The organism is Mesorhizobium sp. WSM4806, from assembly GCF_055811635.1.
In genome coordinates this window covers 213656-240010 of record NZ_JBVVQZ010000001.1, presented here as the reverse complement: position 1 = coordinate 240010, position 26355 = coordinate 213656, and the positions used below count along the sequence as shown (strand labels likewise).

The 26355-nt window shown below is 62.2% G+C and carries 24 protein-coding genes; 12 read left to right on the top strand and 12 right to left on the bottom strand.

Going from position 1 to position 26355, the window contains the following annotated elements; translation table 11 throughout:
- The first annotated feature begins 42 nt into the window (after positions 1–42).
- From AC0L2M_RS01065 to AC0L2M_RS01035, 7 genes are all read left to right on the top strand, one after another.
- Entirely contained in the window at positions 43–1104 is a 1062-nt protein-coding gene (locus tag AC0L2M_RS01065; protein WP_027156419.1) for an NADH:ubiquinone reductase (Na(+)-transporting) subunit F, read from the top strand.
- A gap of 50 nt (positions 1105–1154) precedes the next feature.
- Positions 1155–2213 (top strand): aromatic/alkene monooxygenase hydroxylase subunit beta, encoded by a 1059-nt coding sequence (locus tag AC0L2M_RS01060; RefSeq protein ID WP_473533804.1) that lies wholly within the window; start codon positions 1155–1157, stop codon positions 2211–2213.
- 17 nt (positions 2214–2230) lie between these two features.
- Positions 2231–2602 carry an MmoB/DmpM family protein gene (locus AC0L2M_RS01055; RefSeq protein ID WP_023799649.1) on the top strand — a complete coding sequence of 124 codons (372 nt, stop codon included), beginning with the start codon at positions 2231–2233 and terminating at the stop codon, positions 2600–2602.
- 73 nt (positions 2603–2675) lie between these two features.
- Entirely contained in the window at positions 2676–3698 is a 1023-nt protein-coding gene (locus AC0L2M_RS01050) for an amidohydrolase family protein (protein ID WP_473533803.1), read from the top strand.
- A 5-nt stretch (positions 3699–3703) separates the two neighbouring features.
- Positions 3704–4504, top strand: a complete 801-nt coding sequence (locus AC0L2M_RS01045; RefSeq protein ID WP_473533802.1) for an iron-sulfur cluster assembly protein — start codon at positions 3704–3706, stop codon at positions 4502–4504.
- A gap of 77 nt (positions 4505–4581) precedes the next feature.
- Positions 4582–6213 (top strand): chaperonin GroEL, encoded by a 1632-nt coding sequence (gene groEL / locus AC0L2M_RS01040; RefSeq protein ID WP_473533801.1) that lies wholly within the window; start codon positions 4582–4584, stop codon positions 6211–6213.
- Between the two features lie 38 nt (positions 6214–6251).
- Positions 6252–7295, top strand: coding sequence for an NAD(P)-dependent alcohol dehydrogenase (locus AC0L2M_RS01035; RefSeq protein ID WP_473533800.1), 1044 nt, complete (start codon positions 6252–6254; stop codon positions 7293–7295).
- A 180-nt stretch (positions 7296–7475) separates the two neighbouring features.
- Here AC0L2M_RS01035 and AC0L2M_RS01030 read toward each other — a convergent pair whose 3' ends face one another.
- From AC0L2M_RS01030 to AC0L2M_RS01020, 3 genes are all read right to left on the bottom strand, one after another.
- Positions 7476–9551 (bottom strand): sigma-54-dependent Fis family transcriptional regulator, encoded by a 2076-nt coding sequence (locus tag AC0L2M_RS01030; protein ID WP_473533799.1) that lies wholly within the window; start codon positions 9549–9551, stop codon positions 7476–7478.
- 103 nt (positions 9552–9654) lie between these two features.
- A complete protein-coding gene (locus tag AC0L2M_RS01025; protein WP_473533798.1) occupies positions 9655–10128 on the bottom strand; it encodes a hypothetical protein in 474 nt (157 codons plus the stop codon).
- A 268-nt stretch (positions 10129–10396) separates the two neighbouring features.
- Positions 10397–11047, bottom strand: a complete 651-nt coding sequence (locus AC0L2M_RS01020; protein ID WP_128245230.1) for a GntR family transcriptional regulator — start codon at positions 11045–11047, stop codon at positions 10397–10399.
- A gap of 199 nt (positions 11048–11246) precedes the next feature.
- Here AC0L2M_RS01020 and AC0L2M_RS01015 point away from each other — a divergent pair, with 199 nt between their 5' ends.
- The 3 genes from AC0L2M_RS01015 to AC0L2M_RS01005 all read left to right on the top strand — a co-directional run bounded on the left by AC0L2M_RS01015 (position 11247) and on the right by AC0L2M_RS01005 (position 15759).
- Positions 11247–12641 (top strand): malonyl-CoA decarboxylase, encoded by a 1395-nt coding sequence (locus tag AC0L2M_RS01015; protein WP_128245231.1) that lies wholly within the window; start codon positions 11247–11249, stop codon positions 12639–12641.
- 22 nt (positions 12642–12663) lie between these two features.
- On the top strand, positions 12664–14184 hold the full coding sequence (locus AC0L2M_RS01010; RefSeq protein WP_473533797.1) for a malonate--CoA ligase: 1521 nt from the start codon (positions 12664–12666) through the stop codon (positions 14182–14184).
- Between the two features lie 225 nt (positions 14185–14409).
- Positions 14410–15759, top strand: coding sequence for an SLC13 family permease (locus tag AC0L2M_RS01005; RefSeq protein WP_473533796.1), 1350 nt, complete (start codon positions 14410–14412; stop codon positions 15757–15759).
- Between the two features lie 205 nt (positions 15760–15964).
- On the opposite strand, the gene hutC is transcribed toward AC0L2M_RS01005, so the two are convergent.
- The 8 genes from hutC to AC0L2M_RS00965 form a co-directional block, all read right to left on the bottom strand.
- Complete coding sequence (gene hutC, locus AC0L2M_RS01000; RefSeq protein ID WP_473533795.1) at positions 15965–16699, bottom strand: histidine utilization repressor; 735 nt, start codon at positions 16697–16699, stop codon at positions 15965–15967.
- Positions 16696–17718 carry a zinc-dependent alcohol dehydrogenase gene (locus AC0L2M_RS00995; RefSeq protein ID WP_473533794.1) on the bottom strand — a complete coding sequence of 341 codons (1023 nt, stop codon included), beginning with the start codon at positions 17716–17718 and terminating at the stop codon, positions 16696–16698. Before AC0L2M_RS00995 ends, hutC begins: the two co-directional genes overlap by 4 nt.
- Positions 17719–17724: 6 nt before the next feature.
- On the bottom strand, positions 17725–19047 hold the full coding sequence (gene hisD, locus AC0L2M_RS00990) for a histidinol dehydrogenase (protein WP_473533793.1): 1323 nt from the start codon (positions 19045–19047) through the stop codon (positions 17725–17727).
- 35 nt (positions 19048–19082) lie between these two features.
- A complete protein-coding gene (locus AC0L2M_RS00985; protein ID WP_027156432.1) occupies positions 19083–19883 on the bottom strand; it encodes an ABC transporter permease in 801 nt (266 codons plus the stop codon).
- A complete protein-coding gene (locus tag AC0L2M_RS00980; RefSeq protein WP_236378660.1) occupies positions 19880–20824 on the bottom strand; it encodes an ABC transporter permease in 945 nt (314 codons plus the stop codon). Before AC0L2M_RS00980 ends, AC0L2M_RS00985 begins: the two co-directional genes overlap by 4 nt.
- Before the next feature lie 129 nt (positions 20825–20953).
- Positions 20954–22060, bottom strand: coding sequence for an ABC transporter substrate-binding protein (locus tag AC0L2M_RS00975; RefSeq protein WP_473533792.1), 1107 nt, complete (start codon positions 22058–22060; stop codon positions 20954–20956).
- A gap of 35 nt (positions 22061–22095) precedes the next feature.
- Entirely contained in the window at positions 22096–23241 is a 1146-nt protein-coding gene (locus tag AC0L2M_RS00970) for an ABC transporter ATP-binding protein (protein WP_473533791.1), read from the bottom strand.
- Between the two features lie 116 nt (positions 23242–23357).
- Entirely contained in the window at positions 23358–24131 is a 774-nt protein-coding gene (locus AC0L2M_RS00965; protein WP_473533790.1) for an SDR family NAD(P)-dependent oxidoreductase, read from the bottom strand.
- A 235-nt stretch (positions 24132–24366) separates the two neighbouring features.
- On the opposite strand from AC0L2M_RS00965, the gene AC0L2M_RS00960 reads away from it, so the two are divergent.
- On the top strand, positions 24367–24615 hold the full coding sequence (locus AC0L2M_RS00960; RefSeq protein WP_473533789.1) for a plasmid stabilization protein: 249 nt from the start codon (positions 24367–24369) through the stop codon (positions 24613–24615).
- 211 nt (positions 24616–24826) lie between these two features.
- Here the strand turns inward: AC0L2M_RS00960 and AC0L2M_RS00955 are convergent, their stop codons facing one another.
- Positions 24827–25069: a hypothetical protein gene (locus tag AC0L2M_RS00955; protein ID WP_287138745.1), complete on the bottom strand. Its 243-nt coding sequence runs from the start codon at positions 25067–25069 to the stop codon at positions 24827–24829.
- A 580-nt stretch (positions 25070–25649) separates the two neighbouring features.
- Between AC0L2M_RS00955 and AC0L2M_RS00950 the strand changes: the two genes are divergently transcribed.
- The gene (locus AC0L2M_RS00950) at positions 25650–26222 is read left to right on the top strand and encodes a transglutaminase-like cysteine peptidase (protein ID WP_473533788.1); all 573 of its coding nucleotides are present in this window, start codon (positions 25650–25652) and stop codon (positions 26220–26222) included.
- Positions 26223–26355 lie beyond the last annotated feature (133 nt).

Here is a 26355-nt window from a genome sequence, read left to right as displayed (position 1 = left end):
GGGGCGGGTTCGTCCCGCCCCTTCCTTTCACTGGAGGTCCGTATGTCGGAAACCCACACGGTCAGGCTCAGCCCGGTCGGCGTCGAATTTGATGTCGAAAATGGCGAAACGGTACTCAACGCCGCTTTCCGCCAGGGCATCGCCCTGCCGCACGGCTGCAAGGAAGGGCAATGCTCGGCCTGCAAGAGCGTGTTGCTCGAAGGCGAAGTCGACATGCTGAAATACTCGACTTTCGCGCTGAACGACATGGAGAAGGAGAGCGGCCACGTCCTTTTGTGCCGCTGCATCGCCTACTCCGATCTGGAAGTCGAGCTTCTCAACTACGACGAGGAGATTTTGGCGAAAGCGATCGCCGTGAAGACGTTCAACGGCCGGATTGCTCTGATCGAGCACCTGACCCACGACATTCGCGGCATCGAGATCGAACTCGGCTCGCCGATAAAGTTCTGGGCGGGGCAATATGTCGACATCACGGTTACCACGGAAAAAGGGGAGACGATTACGCGCTCGTTCTCCATGGCAAATACGCCGGACCAAACCGAAAAACTTTGCTTCATCATCAAAAAATACCCTGAGGGAAAGTTCTCTGGAGAACTCGATTCCGGAGGAATCAAGGTTGGAGCCGAAGTCACCGTCGTCGGACCCTACGGAACCTGTTTCCGTCGGGAAGAACGGCAAGGACCCCTAGTCCTGGTCGGCGCCGGCTCGGGCATGTCGCCGATCTGGTCGATCCTCAACGACCATCTGAAGAGCGGCGAGAAACGTCCGGTCTATTTCTTCTACGGTGCCAGGACCCGCAACGACCTGTTCTATCTCGACAGGATCGCCGAGCTGATCGGCCAGCATTCGGATGTCACTTTCATTCCCGTGCTATCGCACGCGACTGATGACGCCGAATGGGAAGGCGAACGCGGTTTCGTACACCAGAGCGTCGACGCCAAGCTCAAGCAGCTTGCGGTCGACGGGCAGGGCGATGTCCATGCCTGTGGCCCGCCACCGATGATTGATGCGCTTCAGCCGGTTCTATTCATGAACGGGTTCGAGACTGAGCGGATCTTCTTCGACAAGTTCACCACATCGACAGGTGCTACGCCGACCCACTGAGGGGACGGCCACGCAACTGCAACCACAACTGCAACAAGGGAGTGAAGACTATGCCAGCTATCTCGAGTTCAGTCGGATCCGGAGCCGCCGGCGCGGCGATCTTTGCCGATTCCGACAGCCGGAAGTACCGGTATTTCGACCCGAAGGGCCAGCGCGCCACGCACTACGAAGACATGACGGTCGACGTGCAGCCTGACCCGGAGCGTTACTTGATCCAGGACTGGATCATCTCCTTTGCCGACGGCAAGGGCGCTTATGTCAAGCAGAACACTGCTGCGCAGAGCTCCAACTGGCATGCCTTTCGCGCCCCCGATCAGGAATGGGAACGCACGCACTACCAGCGTCAGTCGAAGATCGAGACGATGGTGCAGAGCGTCATCAACAACGCCCGCAAGTCCGGCGCGCCGAAGACCTTCGACAAGGCCTGGGTCAAGATTCTGCAGACGCAGCTTGGCGCCTGGAAGCACTCCGAATTCGGGCTCGGCACCTCGCTGATGCAGGCGCAGCGTTACGGCTACACCCAGATGATCAACAACGCGACGCTGACCAACTCGTCCTACAAGCTGCGGCTTGCCCAGGACATCACGCTCTACCTTGCCGAGATCGGCATGGACCTTCCCGGCTGGGACGACGAACTTGGCAAGAAGGCCTGGCTCGAGGACAACAACTGGCAAGGTACCCGCGAGGCGGTCGAAACCATCATGGGCGCGACCGACTATCTCGAACAGTATTTCGCCATCAACATCGTCTTCGAGCCGCTGGTCGGGGAGGCATTCCGCTCAGGCTTCCTGATGCAGATCGCCGCCGCCAACCACGACTTCATAACGCCTGCGGTGATCTCGGCAGCCGAGGCCGACTACGAACGCAACCTCGCCAACACGATCGACCTCATGCACATGCTCGCCAACGACGAGAAGCACGGCGCGGCGAACAAGAAGCTCTTCCAGGGCTGGGTCGAGAAACACGGCGCGCTCGCCGAAAAGGCAGCCACCGGCCTGCAGCCGATCTGGTCGATGCCGCATTCCAAGCCGGTCGCATTTGCGGATGTCCGTGCCAAATCCGAGGAACGGATTGGTCAGATACTCCGCGAACTTGGCCTCAAGCGCTGACACAGGGAGAAACCGTCATGTCAACTGCAGCACGCGACGCATCGCAATCCAACATCTTCAGGGCGATGAAGGACATCACCTTCGAACAGACGATTTCGCATCAGTGCGGCGTCACCATGAACGACTCGGTGGAAGCCAGGGCCATCGCTGAATTCATGGGCCTGAAGCCGAACGTAACCGTAACCTACCAACCGGCGATGATCCGGATCGATGGCACCGGCAAGCTGATCTTCAAGATGGATGAAATCAGCGAATATCTCGGCCGCGAGATGACGGCGGAAACCTTCGAGGTCAACAGCTCCACCCACTACGGGCGGATGGTGCGCATCGACGACAACACCGTGATCTTGTTCGGCAACATGGACGAGATGTTCGAATACATCGAATAGCCGGCAAAAAATCAGGCGTGCCGCCTGATTGCGGCACGCAGAACCGATCAACACGCATCTTGCGGAGGAAAGAATGTTTAGGACACCGGAAGGTAAGGACATTTTCGTGGTCGACGGCCACACCCATTTCTGGGACGGCAGCCCGGAGAACCAGAAGAATATTCACGGCAAGCAGTTCATCGATTGCTTCTACGCCTATCACACGGGGATGAGTCCCAAGGACCAGCTGTGGGAGAAGAGCAAGTTCGAGAAATACAGTGCCGACGATCTCTATCGCGACCTGTTCATTGACGGTCCAGACGATATGGCGATCGTCCAGTCGACCTATCTCAAGGACTTCTACAAGAACGGCTTCAACACGATCGAACGCAACGCCGAGGTGGCCAAGCTCTATCCGGAGCGTTTCATCGTCAACGGCGCCTTCGATCCGCGCGACGGTGAGAAGGCGCTTGAGTACATCCATTTCCTCAAGGAGATCTACGACGTCAAGGGCGTGAAGATGTACACGGCCGAATGGAACGGCGCCTCCAAGGGCTGGAAGCTCACCGATCCCGATGCCTACAAATGCTTCGAACTCTGCGACAAGCTCGGCATCAGGAACATCCACGTCCACAAGGGCCCGACGATCCTGCCGCTCAGCAAGGATGCGTTCGACGTGCATGACGTCGATCATGCGGCGACGGATTTCCAGGGCCTCAACTGGATCATCGAGCATTGCGGACTGCCGCGTCTTGACGATTTCTGCTGGATCGCGACGCAGGAAACCAACGTCTATGGCGGGCTTGCGGTGGCGCTGCCCTTCATCCATGCTCGCCCGCGCTATTTCGGCGAGGTCATCGCCGAACTGCTGTTCTGGATCGGGCCGGAGAAAATCCTGTTCGGTTCCGACTACGCGATCTGGACGCCACGCTGGCTGGTCGAGAAATTCTGGGCCTACCAGATCCCCGACGACATCGCCGCAGAACGCGGCGTGCAGCTGACCGACGAGATCAAGGAGAAGATCCTCGGTCTTAATGCCGCGCGTCTCTACAACATCGACATCGCAGCCAAGAAGACGGCGCTCGCCAGTTCGCCCTTCAGCATCGCGGCGGAGTAGGGGCCATGGCAACCGCCGCCAGCGTTTCCGACAACCGCGAGAAGGAGCTCTGGCGGTGCCTTGGTGAGATCAATGACCCCGAACTCGACGAACCGATCACCGAGATGGGCTTCGTCGAGCGAGCCGTGATGACGGGCGACGGCAGCGTGGAGATAGATTTCCGCCTGCCGACCTACTGGTGCTCGCCCAACTTCGCGTTCCTGATGCTGGACGGCGTCCGCAAGGCGCTCGACCAACTCTCATGGTCGCCGGCCTATCGCGTCAAGCTGCACGACCACATGTTCGCGGAAGAGGTCAATCGCGGCATGGCAGCCGGCAAGACATTCGGCGATATTTTCGCTGAACTTGCCGAGGATCAGGATCTCGGCGCCTTGCGCGAAACCTTCAGGATGAAGGCATTCAAGCGGCGCCAGGAGGCGGTTTTGCGGGGCCTTCGGCAGCATGGTCTGACGGATCGGGAAATCCTCGGCATGGACCTGCCGGCATACGATGTCGCGCGGCTCGAGGCGGGCGAAGCGGCCAAACAGAAGCCGAGATACCGGGCGGCTCTGATCGAGCGTTTTCCCGGCCGCCGGGCGGATGATCCTGTCTTCGTGACCTGGGAAGGGCAACGCATACAGACTGCCGCACTCGGTGCCCATCTCGCTGAACTGCGCGGTGTGCGCGTCAATATGGAGTTCAACGGCGCGCTTTGCCGTGGGCTCAAGCAGACCAGATACAAGGAGCTGGATGTGGTCGACGGCGAACCGACACTGGTCGATTTCATCATGGATCGCGTGCCGGCACGAGCCACGCCGACCGCCTGAAGCAGAGCCGAAAACAACGGCCTCCCTCGCACGAGGCCCCTAACCAACAACCCGCCCGTAAGGCGGAAGGAGGAATCATGCCCAAAATAATGCTTCACAACTCCGACGCCCGCCGCGCTCTCGCCCGTGGCGTCTTTCGGCTGGCCGCTGCCGTCGAGCCGACGCTCGGCCCCAAAGGCATGAACGCCATGATCGATCGGCCGATCGGCACGCCGATGGTGACCCGTGACGGCGTCAGCATCGCCTCCGAGATCGAATTGCACGACCGTTTCGAAAACATGGGCGCGCAGGTCGTGCGCGAAGTGTCGATGCAAACCAACGAGGTCGCCGGCGACGGCACCACGACTGCCATCGTGCTCGCCAACGCTCTCATCCAGGGCGGTGTGGAGGCGAATGAACGCGGCGTGAAATCCGTCGATCTGTGCAAGGGCATCGACCTTGCCGTGGCGGCGGTGGTGGCGGCGCTCAAGGCTTCGGCCAAGCCGGCTAAGGGCAACGGCATTCTCGCCTCGGTCGCCAACATCGCGGCGACCAATCCCAAGCTTGGCGCGCTGGTGGCGGAAGCCCATCAGCGCGTGGGTGCCGAAGGTGTCATCAGCACGGACTTCAGCGTCACCACCGAGACCACGCTCGATGTGGTCGAGGGCATGTCCTTCGACCGCGGCTATCTCTCTCATCACATGGTGACTGACCAGGAGAAGATGGAGGCTGTACTCGAACGGCCGTACATCCTGATGACCGATCTCAAGATCAAGGAACCCGGGCAGCTCGATGCGGCTCGCCGCATTGCCGCCGAGGATGGTCGGCCGCTGCTGATCGTGTCCGAGGAAATGTCGCCGGAAGTCGTGGTGACGCTGCTCGGCAAGCAGGGACCTGGAAAATACCTCGTTGTCCATCCGCCGGAATATGGCCATTGGCGCAAGGCGATGATGGAGGATCTGGCGATCATCACCGGCGGCAAGGTGATCGCGCGCGACCTCGGCGGTCGGCTGGAGGACATCACCGCCGACGATCTCGGAACGGCTGACCGGGTGAAGACCAGTTCGTCCTACACCTCGATCATCCGCGGCGGCGGCGACCACGCGGCAATCGCGTCGCGTCGCGCTCAGGTGCAGCGGCAGTATGAAGCTTCGCCGCCGAATATCGATCAGGACAAGCTGCGCGAACGCCTGGCCAAGCTTTCTGGCGGCACCGCGATTCTCTATGCCGGCGGTGTCACGCCGGTCGAGCAAAAGCGAACCATTCAGCTCATCGAGGATTCGCTGAATGCGGTGCGCGCCGCATCCGAAGAGGGCGTGGTCGCCGGAGGTGGCTCGGCGCTTGCCCAGATCGCGCCGCTGCTCGACAGGGTGGCGGCAGACGTCGACGGCGATGTCGCCGAAGGCGTGCGGCTGGTGCGATCGGTGCTGTCGCGGCCGCTCTGGCGCATAGCCGTCAATGCCGGCGCCGATCCCGAAGCGGTCGTGGCGGAAGTCACGCGCATCAACGGCGGCTACGGCTACAACGCGTCTGCCGGTAGCTACCAGAACATGTTCGAGGCAGGGATCATTGATCCGGTCCGCGTCACCTACACAGCGCTCGCCAACGCAGCTTCGGTGGCGACGCTGATCCTGACCACCGAAACGCTGATCGGCCATCTCGCCGAGGACGAGGACCCGACGGCCGGACCGGCTCGCGGTGGTGGCTCTGAAAAGCTCGGCCGCGCCTGAAGCAATCCGAACATTCTCGACGTTGAAAGGATACGACGATGAAAGCTGCCAGACTGTACGAATACGACCCGCGTATGAATGTCCAGCTCAGGGTCGAGGAGGTCAAGGCGCCGACCATTACCGCTCCCGACGAGGTCATAGTGCGGGTAGGTGCTGCCGGCCTCTGCCGCACCGACCTCCACATCATCGAGGGTGTGTGGAAGCCGACCATGGATCCAGAGGGGACGCTGCTGCCTTACATCATGGGCCATGAAAATGCAGGCTGGGTCGAGGAGGTCGGCAGCGGCGTCAGGTCGGTCAAGCGCGGTGACGCCGTGGTCTGCCACCCCTTCCGCTCGTGCGGCATCTGCCTCAACTGCCGCCACGGCGAGGATATGTACTGCGATAACGGCCAATTTCCGGGCCTCGGCATGAACGGCGGTTTCGCGGAGTATTTCATCACCAGCGAGCGTTCGTTGATCAAGCTGAACGCCAACGTTACACCGATCGAGGTGGCGCCGCTTGCCGACGCCGGCATCACCGCTTATCGCGCCGCCAAGCGCGCCGCCAAACTGCTGCGACCAGGGAGCTATTGTGTGCTGCTCGGCATAGGCGGGCTCGGCCACATCGCGCTGCAATCGCTGCACGCGATCTCGGGCTGCCGCATCATCGCCGTCGATCGCGAGCCGGCAGCACAGGTGCTGGCCAAGGATCTCGGCGCCGACTTCGTCCTCGATGGCGGACCGAACGTCATCGAGGAGGTCAGCCAGATCACCGGCGGGGGCGCCCATGTGGTCATCGATTTCGTCGGCGAGCTCGGCGTCGAAAACATCTGCTGGAAGATGGTGCGCAAGGGCGGGCAACTGTTCGTCGTCGGCTATGGCGGCAATATCAATGTGCCGACCGCCCATCTCGTCATCGAGGAGATCAACATCGGCGGCAGCCTGGTCGGCAATTTCACCGAGCTTGTCGAATTGATGGAGCTCAACGCCGACGGCAAGGTGAAGATGCACTACACCGAATACAACCTTGCCAGCATCAACACCGCGCTCGACGATTTCAAGAACCGTCGGTTCACCGGTCGCGGCGTCATCGTGCCCTGAAATATATGGGCCGGATTCGCGCGGTCGGGTGCGGTGTCCGGTCACATCAAGAGGGAGAGAAAGGGTCCGGGCGGCAAGATCGGCGCGGCTGTGGTGATTTCGCTGACCATTGGCATGACTTTCCCCAGCCAGTGGCGCGAATGCCGCGCGGCGCTTTTGTGCCGGTGACGGGTTCTGATCCTAGAGGAAACCGCGGCGGATGCCGTATTGGTCGAGTTTGCGATAGAGCGTCGGCCGGGAAATGCCGAGCCGCCGCGCGACCCGACTGAGATTGCCGCCCTCGGCTGCCAATGCGTTCTTCATCGCCTGGCGTTCCGCCTCGACGAGTGTGCCTCCAGGCGACTCGGCCGACAGGGTCTTGCCATCATCGGACGTGGCGCTGGGCGCCGCGATTTCACCGGGGAGATCGTGGAGCCCGATATCTCGGCCCCGCGCCAGGACATGCAACCGCCCGATGAGGTTCTTCAGTTCGCGTACATTGCCCGGCCATTGATAGGCGAGCAGGGCATCGAGCGCTTCTCGCGAAAATTCCAGCGGGTCCTCGCCCGCTGCGGTGGCGATCTGCCGGTTGAAATGTTCGACCAGCAGCAGCACATCCTCGCCGCGCTCGCGCAGCGGTGGAACAGTGATCGAAACCGCGCCAATTCGATAGTAGAGATCGCGGCGGAATCGGCCTGCGGCAATCTCCTGCTTGAGATCGCGATTGGTCGAGGCGACCAGGCGCACATCCACCGGGCGGCCCCGGCTGTCGCCAATGCGGTTGACCACGCGCTCTTCCAGGACACGCAGTAGGAACGGCTGGATCTCGAGCGGCAATTCGCCGATCTCGTCGAGACTGAGGACGCCGCCATGGGCGAGCTCGAAAACCCCCGGTTTGCCTTCACGCGAGGCGCCGGTAAAGGCGCCGGCGACATGGCCGAACAACTCGCTGCCGAACAGGTCCCTGGTGATCGCCCCGCAATTCATGGCGATGAACGGGTCGTTCGCCGTGCGCCGGCTGCCGGCATGGACAAGCCGCGCAAACAGCTCTTTCCCGACCCCTGTTTCACCCTCGACCAACAGCGATGTTACGCTGCTCGACCGGGCGACGCGGCAGGCGACGTCGATGGCGGCATGCAGCGCTTCGCTTTCGCCGACGATCATGGCGACAGCATCCTGAAGATGCTTGTTCACTTCCCGCTGGACCACCGCCGCACTGGAGACTGCCGGCACGGAGGGGAACACCAGCGCCGCGCCGCGGAGGTCGCCATCGAGCTTGAGCGGGGTGATATGGCAGGATCGCAGATGGGCCGGCAGCGCCCTGGCAAGGTCGGCTTCGGAGCCGGAGGACGGAAGGTTCATCAGCCAGCGGCCACGGCCTGGCTCCATCGGGCCGTCCATCATCTCAGTGGCCTCGCCATCAGGCACATTGTTGCAGAAGATGGCACGACCGCGGTGGTCGACGATTACCAGCCCGTCCTTTCGGCGGTAGCCGGGAGCCGATGAAATGAAAGCTTCGAGCAGGCGCGTGCGCTGTTCCTGCTGCTGTTCGGCCAATGCCTTTTCGATCTGCCGGGCTGTCGCGGCGACGAGCGCGGTGTTGTGCGGCCTGAAGATCGGCGAATAGCCTGACAGGTCGACCACACCGATGATCTTGCCGTCCAGCGGGTCGCGAATCGGCGCGCCGGCGCAGGTCCAGGATTTGATGCCGGCACAGAAATGCTCGGCCGCATGCACGAAAGTCGGCTCGCCGGTCCACAGCGCCGTACCGATGCCGTTCGTCCCGACGGCATCCTCGTTCCATTTGCCGCCGATGGCCAAGTGGATATCCATACCGTCATGCAGCGTCTTCTTGTCGCCGATGGCGTCGATCAGCACGCCGTCGCTGTCGGCCAGAACCAGCATCGCGCCGGTCCCGTCCAGTAACTGGCCAAGCGATGCGAACGACCGCCGCGCCGCCGAAAGCAGTTCTGCATTGGCCCGGGTAAGATATTCGATTTCGTCGCGATCACTGCTCAGCGGCGCTTCAATGCCTTGAGCGTTGATGCCGCCGGTGGCACTGCGATACCAGGAATCGTGAATGAGGGAGCGGACGTGGCTTGGGTGGACAGCATCGCCGGCGCATTTGGGCTCGTCAGCCAGGAAACTTTCCCAGGCGCGCATGGTGGCATGCTCGTCATAGTCGATGTTGCTCAGAGCCATTTGGCCGGTGGCCAGCGACCTACGTGCCGGAAGGGCATCGATCTTCATCTGATTGGGGGCTATCTCGCGTTTCATTCAGTCATCACAGAACCTTTGAGGCATGCCATTTCTGTATGCTGTCGAGTTCGTAGGCTGCCGCGAGTTGGACGTGAAGAAGCACGCCCAGGCGTTAGCCTGATCAGCTGATGCCGAGTTTGGCGCCGATGTCGAAGGCAAGCTGTTCTTCGGTATAGGTGGCAGCGAGGCGGGATCCGTCCATGTCGGCAAGCGCCTCGGCAACGATTTCGTCGACCGGCGAGAAGAAGCCATTCTGCTTTGTTGCCAGCACGAAGACCTGGTCGCCGCCGCGGTCGCGGATATCGCCGATGTGATGAAGTTGACGGCCGGTGTTCCGATCCTTCGAAATGACGCGGCCGTTCATGGTGACTTGGATGGACGGCTTGGCCTCGGCAACCGGTGCCGCGCCGCCGCCAACATGGATGATCAGACCTTCCGCCTTTGGTTGCTGTCGTGGCTTCCTGGAAGCTGAATAGCCGCCACCGCTGATCTGGTCGGCAAGGCGGACGATGGTCGAGCGGTTCTGCTCGATCAGTCTTTTGACGTGTGCGTCCTCGCGCCGCGGGCCATCCCGCTTGGAGATAATCTCGACCATGAATCCTCCCAGATTCGCTCCGCGTCGCCGTTTCTACGGCTCAATTCTTCTTTTGCGGTGAACCCTACACCGCCTCGGCGAAGTTCGCCATTCATATCAAGTTAGGGCCAAAATTTGCTTTGCTGGTAGCAGGCGGCTGCTACACGGGATTTCCGATAACCGGAACGCCCGCTTGCTCAGTTGCACGCCCGCTGCCATGCCGGCCTCGGCATGCGGCTTGACTTCATTGAGGCGACGGTGAAAGGCGAGAGGCTCGACTTGTGACGGACTATCTGCTCGCCAGCGTCGCTACAAGATCGCTGAAGCGTTCGCCCTGGATGCTGACATGCTGCCGTAGGAGCGTGCGCGCCTGCTCCGCGTCGCCAGCGAGGATTGCTTCCACGATCGCGCCATGCTCGGCGAATGACGTGGCAACGCGGTTGCGCACGCGCAGTTGGAGACGCCTGTAGGGCTGCAGGCGGCGGTGCAGCGCGACGCACTGCTCGGCCAGAAAACCGCTGTGGCTGGCAGCGTAGATAGCTTTGTGAAAGCGCTCGTTATCGTAATAATAGGCGTCGCTGTTGCCGGCCGAAGACGAACGCTCGCAATCTGCATGCGCGGCCAGGATGGTGGTGCGATCGGTATCGGTGAACCGTCGCGCGGCCAGCGAACCGGCCAAGCCTTCAAGTTCCGCCATCACCTCGAACATTTCGAAAATGCGGTGCGGTCCCGGATCGATCACCACGGCACCCCGGCGCGGCCGAATCTCCACCAGCCCGATTGCGTTCAACTGCATCAGCGCCTCGCGCACCGGCGTCCTCGAGACGCCGAAGCGTGTTGCCAATTGCACCTCGTCCAGTCGTGCACCGGGGGCGAAGTCGTTCGAGATTATGCCGTTTTCAATCTCGTCACGTAGGCGCTGAACGACATTCTCCGACATTTTCTGGGCCTTCCAATGCAGCATGATAAATCTTGTATGCAAGAACATTGACTTTGCGTACAAGGACGTTTAAGAACGATACCACAAAAGGCAAGTCGCACACAAATGGGTGGACGCATCCGAGCACCGGCACGCGTCGAGGCCGCGCGGCGGGTCTGCTTGCGCCGATTTCGATTTTTTTGCCAGGAGGGACTCCGACATGGCAGGCATCTCGTTCTTTAGCGATATGGTGCAAAGCATTACCGATCGCGGCCGCAGGCTGGTTGCGGCAGGGGCGCGCAGCGAACCGGTCCAAGCCGAGACGAATATCGAAACACTCTGCGACATGCTGTTGTCGAGCCGGGGCGAGGCCTCGGGCATGGCATTGGCCGCCGAGGTCCTTCAGCGCTGGGCCCAACTGGACGCGGCCGGTCAGCAAGACTTCGTGCGTATGCTGCACGAACAGTTCGGCCCAGACATCGCCAAGCTTGACAAAGCCATCGAGCGCTACCGCAGCGACAGGAGCTCGGACGCCGTCATCGAACTGCACCAGGCCGCCGAGCCGCGTCGCCAGGAACTGGTGCGCAGACTGAACCTGGCCCCCAAAGGCACGGCAAGGCTGGTGGAGATGCGCGAGCGCCTATTGGCCATGAAGGATGCGACGGAACCGTTTCGCGCTGTCGATGCCGACTTCGCCCACCTGTTCGGCTCATGGTTCAACCGCGGTTTTCTGACCCTGCGTCCGATCGACTGGTCCACGCCAGCTGACATCCTGGAGAAGATCATCAGATACGAGGCGGTGCATGAAATCGCCGGCTGGGAGGAGCTGCGGCGGAGGCTAGCTCCAGCCGACCGCAGATGCTTTGCGTTCTTCCACCCGCGTCTCGCAGACGATCCGCTGATCTTCGTCGAGGTTGCGCTGACCAGGGCGATTCCCTCTGCCATCGCTGATGTGCTCGATGTAAACCGTTCGCCGATCACGGCCCAGGACGCCACCACCGCTGTCTTCTATTCTATCTCCAACTGCCAGGACGGACTGCGTGGCATCTCTTTCGGGAATTTTCTGATCAAGCAGGTGGTGGAGGATTTGCGCCGCGACCTGCCCGGCTTGAAGACCTTTGTGACGCTGTCGCCGGTTCCGGGTTTCGCTGGCTGGCTGGCAAGACTGCGCAAGGCGGCCGATGCCAGCCTCGATGATCGGACCCTCAAGACGCTCGAGCTGCTGGACGATCCGGGCTGGGCGGACAATCCGCAGAAGGCACAGGCCGTTGAAGCGGTGCTTCTCCCGCTCGCCGCACGCTATTTCATTAGGGAACGAGCCACCGGCAGACGGCCGGTCGATCCTGTGGCGCGTTTTCATTTGGGCAACGGCGCTCGCCTTGAACGGCTGAACTTCCTCGCCGATCGCTCCGCCAAGGCGATGCGGCAGTCCCACGGCTTGATGGTCAACTACTTTTACAAGTTGGACGACATCGAGGCGAACCACGAAGCCTTGGCGCAGCATGGCGAAATAGCCGCTTCGCCGGAGGTGAGAAAACTGGCGGCAACCGCTTCGACCGACACCGATATCGCGGCCCCGGTTCGTCGACGCCGCACCGAAATGCAGAAAACCTAATAAGCAGATTGGGAGGAGTTCAATGAGCAATCATCTGTTCGACGCCATGCGAGCATCCGCCAAGTCAGGCGAGTCGATTTTCATCGAGACTATTGATGGTCAGCGTTGGACCTATGCAGATGCGCTGCGGCTCTCCGGACAGATCGCCAGCGCAATTGATGTGCTCGGCGTTCGCCCGGGCGACCGCGTCGCGGTCCAGGTGGACAAGAGCCCGCAGGCTCTGATGCTCTATCTCGCATGCGTGCGCTGCGGGGCCATCTATCTGCCGCTGAATACCGCCTATACGCTGACTGAACTCGACTATTTTATCGGTGACGCCGAACCGCGGCTCGTCATCGTCTCCTCGAAGTCGCGAACTGATGTCGAGAGGATCGCGCACGGCTACGGCGCGATTGTCGAAACGCTCGATGCGGACGGCGCCGGATCGCTCATGGAGTTGGCCCGGGACGAGTCTGACGATTTTCTCGACGCGGCGCGCGCGCCTGACGATCTCGCCGCGATCCTGTACACATCTGGAACCACCGGCCGTTCCAAGGGCGCAATGCTGACGCACGACAACCTTTTGTCCAATGCAATAGCACTGCGCGAATGCTGGCAGGTGACGGCAGCCGACCGGCTGATCCACGCGCTGCCGATTTTTCACACGCATGGGCTCTTCGTGGCGACCAATGTCACACTCATCGCCGGCGCCTCGATGTTTCTGCTGCCAAAGTTCGATCCGGAGGAAATCCTTGCTCTGATGCCGCGGGCGACGCTGATGATGGGCGTGCCAACCTTCTATGTCCGGTTGCTTCAGCATGAGGGCCTGAACCGGGAGACGGTCGCCAATATCAGGCTGTTCATCTCCGGCTCGGCACCGTTGCTCGCTGAAACGCACGCCGCATTCAAGCAGCGCACCGGTCACGCCATTCTCGAACGCTACGGCATGACCGAAACCAACATGAACACCTCAAACCCCTATGACGGCGAGCGAAGGGCAGGGACAGTAGGCTTCCCACTCCCGGGCGTGTCGGTGAGGGTCACCGATCCGGCCACCGGCGAGACGCTCGGACCAGGCAAAACCGGCATGATCGAGATCAAGGGCCCGAACGTTTTCCGGGGTTATTGGCGGATGCCTGAAAAGACCGCGGCGGAGTTCACCAAGGACGGCTATTTCATCAGCGGCGACCTCGGCAAGATCGATGAGGCGGGCTATCTCCACATCGTCGGCCGCGACAAGGACCTGGTGATCTCCGGCGGCTACAACATCTACCCGAAGGAAGTCGAGGGTGAGATCGATCAACTCGACGGCGTCGCCGAGAGTGCGGTCATCGGCATTGCACATCCGGATTTCGGCGAGGGGGTGACGGCCATCGTGGTGCTCAAGCCCGGTGCCACAATGGACGAAAAGGCCGTGCTGAACGCGCTGCGCGACCGCCTCGCGCGCTACAAGCAGCCGAAACGGGTGATCTTCGCCGAGGACCTTCCGCGCAACACCATGGGAAAGGTGCAGAAGAACCTTCTGCGCGACCGGTTCAGCAACCTTTACATGCCCGCCTCCTAGAGCATGATGCCGAAAAGTGTGAAGCGGTTTTCGGACGACATCATGCTCTATCTCTTTGATTTAGAGCCGGATTCAGATTTCAGGTCGACTTGACCTGAAATCATCCGGCTCTAGGAGGCGCTGACGACCCTGCGTTGGTGCTTGGGAGCGAGACCAACGCAGGCTGATTTACCACCGATGGAAATGAGAACGGGCGCCTGAAGGCGTTTCCCGAGGGAGGAAGCTATGAACATCCAGATTCTGTCGATTGCGCTGCTGATCGGCATGTTCGTGATCGCCACCATGCAGCCGATCAATATGGGCGCGCTCGCCTTCGCATGCGCCTTTCTGGTCGGCTCGCTCGTCATGGCGATGAAGCCGGCGGAAATATTTGCTGGCTTCCCGAGCGACCTCTTCCTGACACTGGTCGGCATTACCTACCTGTTCGCCATCGCCCAGATCAACGGTACTATCGATTGGTTGGTCGAGGGCGCGGTCAAACTGGTGCGCGGACATGTGGCGTGGATTCCCTGGGTCATGTTCCTGGTCGCGGCCGTCATCACCGGGTTCGGTGCGCTCGGACCTGCGGCGGTCGCCATCCTGGCCCCGGTGGCGCTGGGTTTTGCGTTCCAGTACCGCATCAATCCGGTCATGATGGGATTGATGGTTATTCACGGTGCACAGGCGGGCGGCTTTTCGCCGATCAGCGTCTATGGCGGCATCACCAACCAGATCGTCGAAAAGGCGGGGTTGCCGTTCGCGCCGACATCACTGTTTCTCTCCAGCTTCTTCTTCAACCTGGCGATCGCCGTCCTCGTATTCTTCGTCTTCGGCGGCTCGAAGGTGCTGCGTAAGTATTCGATTGCCTCGGGACCGCTGCCTGACCTCCACCCCGAGGGCGTGACGCAGTCAATTGTCGGCCACGGCGGCACGCTGGCTACTCCGATCAGCCATCACGTCTTTGACGAGCAGACGAAAAATGCGTCGGCGCTTTCCGGCCTGACTACGGAAAGGCTGACGACATTGATCGGCCTGACCGCGCTCGCCGTCGGCGCGCTTGTCTTCAAGTTCAATGTCGGCCTGGTTGCGATTACTGTCGCTGTCGCGCTGGCGCTGCTCTCGCCGAAGACCCAAAAGGCGGCGATCGACAAGGTCAGCTGGTCGACAGTGCTCCTGATCGCCGGCATCATCACCTATGTCGGCCTCATGGAGAAGATCGGCACGATCGACTACGTCGCCCAAGGCATTTCGAGCCTGGGCATGCCGCTGCTGGTCGCACTCCTCCTCTGCTTCACCGGCGCCATCGTATCGGCATTCGCCTCGTCCACGGCATTGCTGGGAGCCATCATTCCGCTGGCCGTGCCGTTCCTCCTGCAGGGACAGATCAGTGCCATAGGCGTGGTTGCCGCGATCGCGATCTCCACCACCATCGTCGACACCAGTCCGTTTTCGACCAACGGCGCGCTGGTCGTCGCCAATGCCCAGGAAGCAGAGCGCGAGGGCGTGTTGAAGACCTTGCTGATCTACAGCGCGCTTATCGCCATCATCGGCCCTGTCATCGCCTGGCTGGTTTTCGTCGTTCCCGGGTTGGTTTGACGGTCGGCCGCTTCCCGGACATTCCCATTCTGGGCCCAATCAGTCTGGCCGCTCCGGGGCACTTGACCGGCGGCCAGGCTCGATACTCAACCTGATCTGGTCGGCGTGAATAAGAAAAAACCGCGGCGCAGGCAGAACTGCTTGCCTGTCAAGGCAGCCGTTGGGCCGACAGCGCCGCCCGGCTTGCCTGGCGGGCCGTCGCTGCTCATGCGGCGGGTGAGGGCGCGTAGCGGCTGCCCAGCGAATAGCGGCTGCCGACATAGGTAAGCTTGTTGACGGTGGCGACCGCCGCGCCCGACCAGGTCCGCCGATGCAGGAGCAGGCAGGGGTCGCCGGGTCGGATCATCAAATGGCGGGCCGCCGTCTCTTCTGCCGCGATAGCCGAGATCACATGCTCCACTTCCGTCAGCGGCGTCGCCCGCTGCAGGTAGTCGTAAGTGGTGGTCGCCACGAAATCTTGCCGATGGTAGTCCGGTGCGAGCGCCGGATTGACAAAGCGTTCCTCGAGTTGGACGGGCACATCGTCTTCGAAATGCACGATGATCGAATGGGCGACCGGTCTGCGGCGCGTGAACTCGAAGGCGACGACAAGGTCCAGCGCCGGGTTGCGGATCTTCTCGAGGACGATGACCTCGGCCCTGTGGCGTGCGCCGCGCGCGGCGATCTCGCCGGCGATGTTCCTGATTTCGATGAGGGCCGATTGCGGTTTCGGCGGCGCCACAAAGGTGCCTACGCCCTGGATACGCAGCAGGTGGCCTTCCGAGGTCAGTTCCCTCAGCGCCCGGTGCACCGTCATCCTCGAGACGCCGAGCGTGCTGACCAGCTCGTTTTCGGAAGGCAGCCTGCGGTCCTTCGGCCAGTTGCCGCTGCCGATATTGCCAAGCACGTAGTCCTTGACCTTTTCGTAGAGCGGCCCGGCGGTTTCGGTAAGCCTGATCATCGTCCGCTCTCCATCCGGACGATGGTCTTCAACCCGCCGCTCACGCCGGCGATCAGGCGCTGGTAAGCGGCGGGAATTTCGCCGATCGCGATCTCGTCGGACACGAAGCGCGACAGCGCGGGCGCGAGATCGCCTAGCATCGCGACGGCCGGAGCAAGCTCGTCGGCGAATGCGTGGCAGCCGACAAGCGCGATCTCGCGCTCGACCAGCAAGTTGGGGTCGAGGTCGAGGCGGCCATGCGAAATGCCGACCAGCGCCAGCGTGCCGCCACCGGCCAAGACATCGAGCAACCGCGCCATCACCGCGATGCGGCCCGTCGCGTCGACGGCATAGCGTAGATCGGGGGCATGGCGCAGATTGGGATCACACGGCAGGGCGTCCAGGTCGACGACGGTCGCGCCGCTCACCTTGGCCACAAGCTCCGCACGCGCCGCATTGCGGTCGGCGACGAGGACCTGTCTCTCGCCCGGCCGCGACAGGAGCAGCGCCGCCAATCCGCCGATCGGGCCGCAACCGGCAATAAGCACCGGCGCCCCGGCCGGCGCCGACAGCCGCCGCACTGCGTGCAGGGCGACCGCCAGCGGCTCCGCCATGGCGGCGATTGCGGGATCGAGCGCCGGGTCATGGCGCAGGAGCAGCCGCGCCGGCAGCTGCGTCTCTTCCGCGAAGCCGCCGTCGCAGACCTCGCCTACAAAGCCCAGTCTGGCACAGAAATTATGCCGGCCGGCCAGGCAGTCAGGACACTCGCCGCACCAGAAGCGCGAATCGGCCACAACCCGGTCTCCGAGCGCAAACTGGGACACGCCGGCCCCCACGGCGATCACCTCGCCGGCGAACTCATGCCCGGCGACGCTCGGCGCGCGGCTGATCCACTGACCGGTGCGGAAGTTGTGGAGGTCGGAGCCGCAAATGCCGGCGGCCGTCACCTTGAGCCGCACCCAGCCAGGCGCTGGCTCGCCGGGAGATGGCACGTCCTCAACCCGCAAATCGCCCGCCGCATGGAGTCTGGCCGCCTTCATCATCCGCTACCGCGCCAGATATCGGTCGCGCACGCTGGAGACGGCGTGTTCATGCGAGGAGAAGCCTTCATAGCGGGCAAGTGTGCGGGCATGGCGCGCGAATTCCGGATAGGCCGCGGCCGTCACGTAGCCGATCGAAGAGCGCTTGACGAAATCGGTGACCGAGAGCGGTCCACAAGTACGCGCCCAGCGACTGGTCGGCAGCACGGCGTTGGGGCCCAGCCCGAAATTGCCGATCGAGACCGGCGTGTGCGGTCCCATCAGGATCTCGGCAGCTTCGGTGATGTGGCCAAGGTGCGCGAGGGGGTCGGTGGAGAGGATCTCCAGGTGCTCCGGTGCGTAGTCGTTGATGAAGCGGTAGCTCTCCTCGATCGAGGCCGTCAGCACAATGCCGCCACAGGCGCCGGTCAGGACCGCGGTGGAGAACGCGACCCGTTGCCCGGTCATGCGCGCCCAGTGCTCCGGCAGCGCGGCCAGTGCCTCCTCCGCCACGCGGCGGCTGTGGGTCACCAGATAGGCAGACGAGTCCGGTCCGTGCTCCGCCTCGATGAGGAGGTCGAGCGCGGCCAGCCCGCCATGCACGCTGTCGTCGGCGAGGATGATCGCTTCAGACGGGCCGGCGGGAAGGCCAGGATCGATGACGCCGGCAAGCAGCCGCTTGGCCGCAACCACCCAGGGGCTGCCTGGACCGACAATCTTGAGCGCGGCCGTGATCGTCTCTGTGCCGTAGGCGACCGCGGCGACCGCCTGCGCGCCGCCGCATTTGTAGACCGTTTCGACGCCGGCGAGGCGCGCCGCAACCAGCGTCGCTGCGTCCACCGAACCATCGGGCGCCGGCGGCGTGACGATGGCAAGCTCCGGAACGCCCGCCACCACTGCGGGCACTGCGGTCATCATCGTCACCGAAGGGAACGCCCCTTTGCCGCGCGGGACATAGAGCGCCACCGAGCGGATCGGCGTGAAGCGGTCGCCGGCAAAGGCGCCGGGCCGCATTTCCTTGAGCCACATCGCTTCCGGTTTCTGCTCTTCGTGGAAATGCCGGATGTTGTCGATGCCGAAGCGAATGGCGGCGATCACGTCCTCGTCGACCATGCCGAAGGCGGCGTCGAACTCGGCGGGGCTGACCTTCAGTCGCGTGGCATCGAGATCTGCCTTGTCAAAGTCGCGGGCGAAGCGAACGAGCGCGGCGTCGCCTTCTGTTCGGACCGCCTCGATGATCGGCGCGGCCTTCTCCATAAAGCCAGAGAGATCGGTCTCTGAGCGCCGCATCAATGCCGAACGAGCGGCGGCGTCGAGTTGTCTCAAATCGTGGAATGATACGTTTGGCATAGGATTTCCTTTGCGGCCCGACGAGCCGGCTTTCCTCATTTCGATTTCAGGAAGATGTCGAGCCCGACCAGCCTGTCGAGCAGGAAAACGGCGACAGCCGAGCAGGCGATGAAGACCACGGAGATCGCGGCGAGATCCGGCGTGATGATCGAGCGGATGGAGTTGTAGATCAGCACCGGCAGCGTCACGATGCGGGCATCGACGAGCAGCAGGCTGACCAGGAACTCGTTGAGCGCCAGGATGAACATCAGCAGCGAGCCGGTGATCACCCCTGGCATGACCGCCGGCAAGGTGACGGAGAAGAACACCTGGAGCGGCGGCGCGCCGCAATTGGCGGCGGCCAGTTCAAGATCCGGGTCAAGCCCGGTGGCGCTCGCCGTGACCGCCCAGATCATGAAGGGCAGGTTGATGACGCAGCAGGCGATGCCGACCGGCCAGAGCTGGCCGAGAATGCCGGCGTTGCCGAAGATCAGCATGAGGCCGATGCCCGATCCGATCAGCGGGATGGTGAATGGCAGCAGCAGGTAGATCTGGATCGTCTTCTCAAAACGCACCGCATATTTCGCCAGCGCGATGCCCGCCAGCGTGCCCACTGGAATGGCAACGATCGTACAGACCGTCGCGACCTGGAGCGTGCGCAGGAAAGCATTGCGCAGGTCGGAGGCCTGCGAAATACGCGCGTACCACCGCAGCGACAGTCCATCCGGCGGAAACGTAATGATGTTGCCGCCGGTAAACGAAGCGCCGAGCACAACGATCGTCGGCGCCGAAAGCGTCACCAGGGCGATCGTCACCAGGGTCCACAGGACAATCGATTTGCTGCGCGAGCCGCTCACGCCCGCGACCTCCCCATGGCGAGCGTTCCGGCTCCAAACAGCGCGAACACCAAGCCGACAAGGATTGACCCGAGCGCGACCAGCATAAGCGCCAGCATCGCGCCGAGACCCTGGTCGGAGGTGCGGAAGAACTGGTCGTAGATGGCGTTGGCGATAAAGTCCTGCGAGCCGCCGCCAAGGATCGCGGGGACTGCGAAATCGGTGAGCGAAAGTGTCAGCACCACCACGCCGGCGCCGATGAAGCCTGGACGAGCGAGTGGCAGCACGACGTGGATGAACGTGCGAACCCAGTTCGCGCCGAGCGATCCAGCGGCTGCCTCGAGCTCTTCGGGAATGGCGGTGAGTGCCGGCGCCAGCATCAGTACGGCAAACGGCAGCATGTACTGGACGAGGCCGAACAGCACGGCGGGGTAGTTATAGATGAGCCGCATCGGGGCGACCCCGACAAGGCCGAGCGCCTCGTTCACCATGCCCTGGTTGCCGAGGATGATCAGCCAGCCATAGGCACGCACCACTTGGCCGATGAAGAACGGCAGGAACAGCGCGATCAGCAGGAATTTGCGCAATCCCGGCGAACGCGTGCGCACCATCAGATAGGCGTAGGGAAAGGCGAAGACGAGCGTCACCGCGGTGACGATCAGGGCGGCAACGAGGCTGCGCTGCGCGACGACCAGGAACAGTGGCTCGGTCAGCGCGCGGCGGAAATTGGCGATGGAATAGTCGTCGGAGAACTGGAAGGTGGTGGTGTCGAGCGTGCGCAGGCTGGCATCCGCGATCTGGATGAGACCAAGCACGAGCAGCCCGACAAGCAGCACCGCCGGAAGCAGCATCAGATAGGGCGTAGCGCGCCTGAACCGCGCCGGCCAGATAGCGGCGGCAACGCCTTCCAACGCATCCATGATGCGCCATGTCAGGGGATAGGCTGTCCTGGCTGCCCGCATGAAAAATCCGTATCCGACGTCGTGAAGGAACCGGTGCCGCGCTAGAGCAATTCCAGGAAAAGTGTATAGCGGTTTTCCGTCCGGAATTGCGTAAAAACAAAGAGTTAGCGCAGCACCGGCCGACCGGCGTCAGCCCTGCATGATCGCCTTGAACTTGGAAAACCACTCGCTCTCGTTCTCGACCTGGATCTTCGACGAGATGCGGATAAGGCGCTGGAAATCCGCTTCAGTGGTCGGATAGGACGGATCGCCCACCAGATCCTTGGGCGGCGTGAGACCCGGCACCACGCCCGGCAAGCCAAGCCCGTCCAGCCAGATCTGCTGGGCTTCCTTGGTCAAGGCGTGATTGATGTACTGCTTGGCCCAGTAGAGTTCGTTTTCCGGCAGGCCCTTGGGGATCCACAGACCGTCAGTGTCAAATTTTGCACCCTCTTCCGGCACCACCCATTCGATTTTGACGCCGTTCTTGCGCGCCTCCCGGGCGTTGGTCGAGATGGTGCAGGCGGCGTCGATCTCGCCGTTCTGGAACCAGGTGGTGAAGTCGGGATCTTCGCCCAGCAGCGGCTGCTGTGCCTTCATCTTGGTGATGAAATCCCATGCCGGCTGCATGTTGCCGGGAATGTCCTCCAGCTTACCACCACCGGCGACCTGGGCCGGGAAATGGAAGCCGATGCCGTCATTGTAGAAGGCAAGCCGACCCTTGAACTTCGGGTCGAGCAGATCTTTCCAGGACTTGGGCGGTCCGTCCGGGAATGCCGCAGGCCGATAGGCAAGCACATAGACATAACCGTAGGTATTGACGATCGGGAAACCTTCCAGGCCGGCCGGCTTGGCAAGGTCCGTCACATTGGCGAGGTTCGGCAGGTCGGAGAGGTCTTCCGTCACGCCGCGCAGTGCCGATTTCGTGGCATTGGTGGTGGTGTCCCAGTTGATATGGATCGGCGGGACGCGTTTCTGCGCCACGGCCGCCCAGACCTTGGGCTGAATCTCGTTGTCTTCGGTCAGGTCGTGACGGACAGCAATCCCCGTCATCTTGGTGAAGCTGTCGGACACCCCGGCCTTCAGGCTATCCACCCAGCTGCCGCCCCAGGCGCGCACGATGATCTCCGCCGGCTTTTCCGGTTCCTGCGCATAGGCGCCGCGCAGGCCGAGCGCTGAGGCGCCGCCGAGCGCAGCGGTGGCCTGAAGGAAGGTTCTGCGGGAAAGATGGGATATCTTCGACTTGAAGCGCTTCATCTGCATTCTCCTCTGGGTTTGACCGGTCTCCGGTTCTATCGAAAAACAAGCATGTCCCTGGCATTCCACCCCAGGAACACGCTTTCGCCTATGTCGAACTGCGTGTGCGCGGCGGGATCATGGTCGAAAACGCGAATGACCTCGTCGCCAATTGCGGCGCAGGCTACCTCGTAGACCATGCGCTCGCCTTCGAAGATGGTGTCGGTCACAGTCCCGGCCAGCATGCAATCAAGCTTCGACAGCTGCGCAGCATCGCCGGCGAGACGGATCTGTTCGGCGCGGATCGCTCCCGATGCCTTGTCGCCCTCGGCAGGCGGATTGACCGGATCGCCGACCTTTCCGGCAAGCATCAGGTCACCCCGAACGATGGAAACATCGCCCATTTCCGATACGGCCCGTACCGTGCCGGCAATGAAGTTGGTGACGCCGATGAAATTGGCGACGAAGGCGTTGCCTGGCTGGCGGTAGGTGTGGATCGGCCGTGCCTTCTGCTGGATCTCGCCCTGATCCATGACGACGATATCGTCGGAAACTACCAGCGCCTCGCGCTGGTCGTGGGTGACATTGATCGTGGTGACGCCGAGCTCACGCTGGATGCGGCGGAATTCGAGCTGCATTTCCTCGCGCAGCTTGCGGTCGAGTGCGGCGAGCGGCTCGTCGAGAAGCAGCAGGTCGGGCTCAAACACCAGCGCGCGCGCAATCGCGACGCGCTGCTGCTGCCCGCCGGACAGTTCGTGAACGCGCCTGCCGCCATAGCCTCCGAGCCGCACCAGAGCGAGATATCGCTCGACGCGGTCGGGAATGGTGCGTGCGTCGCGCCGACGCATCTTCAGCGGGAAGGCGACATTCTCGGCCGCCGTCATATGAGGAAACAAGGCAAGTCTCTGAAAGACCATGCCGATCGACCGCTTGTGCGGTGGCACCGCGCTCACCGCTTCACCGTTGATGAAGATCTCGCCGCTGCTCGGGGTCTGGAACCCGGCGATCATGCGCAGGAGGGTTGTCTTGCCGGACCCAGACGGCCCGAGAATGGTGAGAAACCGGCCCTTCGGCAGATCGAAGGACGCGTTCTTGACGGCTTGAACCCCATCGAAGTCCATCCCGACGTTGCGGACCGTGACGGCGATTTCCCCGTCGCCTTCCGCTACGTGCGAAGCTGCGGCCCGAAAACGCTCCTGCATTGTGGTTCCCCTTTTTGTCGCCGGTCGCATGCAAGAACGCCCAGCGTGTCAGGTGGTATATACAACCATATACAAGCTCGGTCTACACAGTCCTCGTTGCGCCGCATCTCAGTCGCTCAGATGGATGCGAGATAGCCGCCGTCGATCGGGAGGCAATGCCCGGTGACATAGGCGGATGCCCCGCTCGCCAAAAACACGACAGCGCCGGCCAGATCCTGCATCGTGCCGAAGCGCCGCTGCGGGATCTTGGCCAGCATCGCCGTCTGCCAGTCGGGATCCTGATAAAAGGCGTCCGTCATCGCCGTATGGAAATACCCCGGAGCGATGGCGTTGACGCGGATGCCGAGCGATGCCCATTCCGCGGCGAGTGCGCGGGTCATGCCCAGAAGCCCGGACTTGGACGAGCCGTAGGGTACCGCGGTCGGAATGCCGACATAGGAGGTCAGCGAGCAAAGATTGATGATCGCGCCACCGCTGTTGTCGTCAGCCATCCGCCGCGCCGCAGCCTGTGCGCAGAAGAAGGCGCCCTTCAGATTGGTCGATACGATGCGGTCCCATACCGCCTCGTCCACGTCGAGCGAGGGCTGGACTTTTTCGTAGCCGGCGTTGTTGACCAGAATGTCGAGCCCACCAAAGGCATCCGCCACCTCGTCGACCACCACGCGGATGCGATCGGTGTCGAGCACGTCCAGAGACCGGCAAAGCGACCTTCGCCCATGTGCGCTAATTCGGTCCGCCGTTTCACGAAGGGAATTTTCGTCGCGGGCGGTCACCGCCACATCGGCACCGGCCGCCGACAGCGCCTCCGCCATGGCCTGGCCGATGCCGCGGCTGGCGCCCGTCACCAGCGCCTTTTTTCCCGTCAGGTCGAACAGGCGAGCGGCGTCCATGGCGGTTTCCTGCATTCCCGAAAAAACCATGCGGTCGGATTGGAAACGAACACCAGTTGCGGCCGGTTGTCTATACATCTTGCGCTATTGCGGGGGTGCCACCAAACGGCGCGGCGCCGGTTTGCGGCGATCGCTTGAACGACGGCATCCCGGATGGCCCCCCATCAGAACGCCATCAACTGGCGTCTCGCTGGCAAAGCCATTAAGCTCTATCAACGGCAAAGGGAGTCCCACATTGGTCGAACCGCGGCTTTCCGTGCGCAGCGCAAAGGCGCGTGATCTTGCGCACCGGCTGGCTCGGCGGGAGAACCGCTCGATCGCCGACGTGGTTGAGCGCGCGCTGGAGTCCTATGAGGTTCGGCAAGCCGGTCGTGAGCCGGCGTCGACGTTCTACGCGCGTATCGCTAGCGCTTATGGCGTCGAAATCGACCTTGAAGCGGCGATCCGGGGCGCTCGGCAGGTTGATTCGGGACCTGAGCTTTGATCTTCCCCTGCTGCCAGGGTCATTTCCGAGACGCTGAAGAAGTCGCCAGAGCCTGCCTTGTCGCATGGTTGTTCGCCATGGCGCCTCGACACGCTCGCCTGAGACATTGAATTCACCCCATCGGCGCGATTTTCCCGGGCGCCCTTGTCCAACCACCCCCGCTGAATGCGGGGTGATTGGACAATTTGCATGGGAGGGAAAGTTCAGCGCATCAACGGCCGCCCGCCCATGGCGCACGACCCTTAAGGACCTTGCCGGGCTGTGGCTGTTCTTCTTTCGGAGCGACCACCGGTTGAGGCAAGGAAGCCGTGTGACTGGTATCCAGGGTCATTCCGCTGTTGTCGACGCCAGTAGCGAAGCCGCGGGTCGGGTCGCGGTCCGGGTTTTGATTGGCAGCGAGCGAGACTCCTGTCGACAGGGCGAGGAGGGCGATAGCGGTTACAAGTTTGTTCATCGTACTGTTCCTTTCAATAATGAGCAGACCCGCCGACGGCGGCTCGCGCGGAATTGACTCCTGCTTTGCGAAAGCCCGTCGGCTCTCTGTCTCGCCATCATGACGAGGCTTCCTGCTCACGGATGAAACTAGGCTGGGCCTGTCGCAGAGATTTGCCCGAGTGCTATCGAAGTGTATCCGAATGTATGAGAATCCATGCGAGGTCCCGCAGCTCTTGGACTTCGACAAATTTGGCTACAATTTTTTTGGCCGCCTGTCGGCGTTTGCGCGGCCAGATACCTGTCGGGCGCCGTCATCAGGTCCAGGTAAGCGGAGCAGCCGAAGAACGCCGACGACGTAAAAGCAGGACAATTCCCCTGATCGGGTGAACGCATAATTTGCTGATCGGGCGACCGCGCGGCGCCCACCATCAGGTGGTTCGCGACCGTCGCTTTAAATTGTGCGGCGGCTGTGTTGATGCGCTTATGAAAAGATGGTAACGCGGTATTAAAGATTGTTTCGGGCTGTTACCTCTGGGGCGGGGCGAATGGGATTGGTGGTACCGCGGGCATGGCTGTGTGCCGGCCTACTGATAGGCTTGATGATGTCCGCGACGCCGATGGAGAAGGCTTCGGCCGACGTCGTGCCTGGCGCCATGGCCACCGGGCAGCCAACCTCCATCCCTGTCGGCTACATCGAATTCTGCAGACGGCGGGCCGCGGAGTGCGCAATACGATCAGGCAAGAGCGCTCCAGTCCTTCTGTCCGCGGGCATGGAAGGCAAGCTCGCCTCAGTCAACAAGCTGGTGAACAGATCGGTCAGGCCCGCGAGCGATCTGGACGTTCACGGCATGATGGAATTCTGGTCATATCCTGACCACGCGCTCGGCGACTGCGAGGATTATGTCCTGCTCAAGCGCCAGTTGCTCAGGCAGCAGGGCATATCGCTATCAAACCTTCTGATCACCGTCGTCAGGAAGCAGGACGGCGAGGGGCACGCGGTGCTGACCGTCAAGACCGACAAAGGCGACTATGTGCTCGACAACCTCAACGACGATGTGAAGCCTTGGTCGGTAACTGGATATCGATTCATAAAAAGGCAGTCGTCTACGCATACCGGGCGCTGGGTCGCGATAATCGAATACCCCGATGTACTGGTCGGGGCAGTCGACTGAACCTCCCGAATTAGCGGATCGACAATGCCTGGCGCTGGCGCTCATGCCGGAGAACGGCCAGATGCCCGGCTCCGCGTTTGTTTCCGCACCGGCCCAGGCACATGACCCGTGATCTTGAGTCGCACTGCATGGG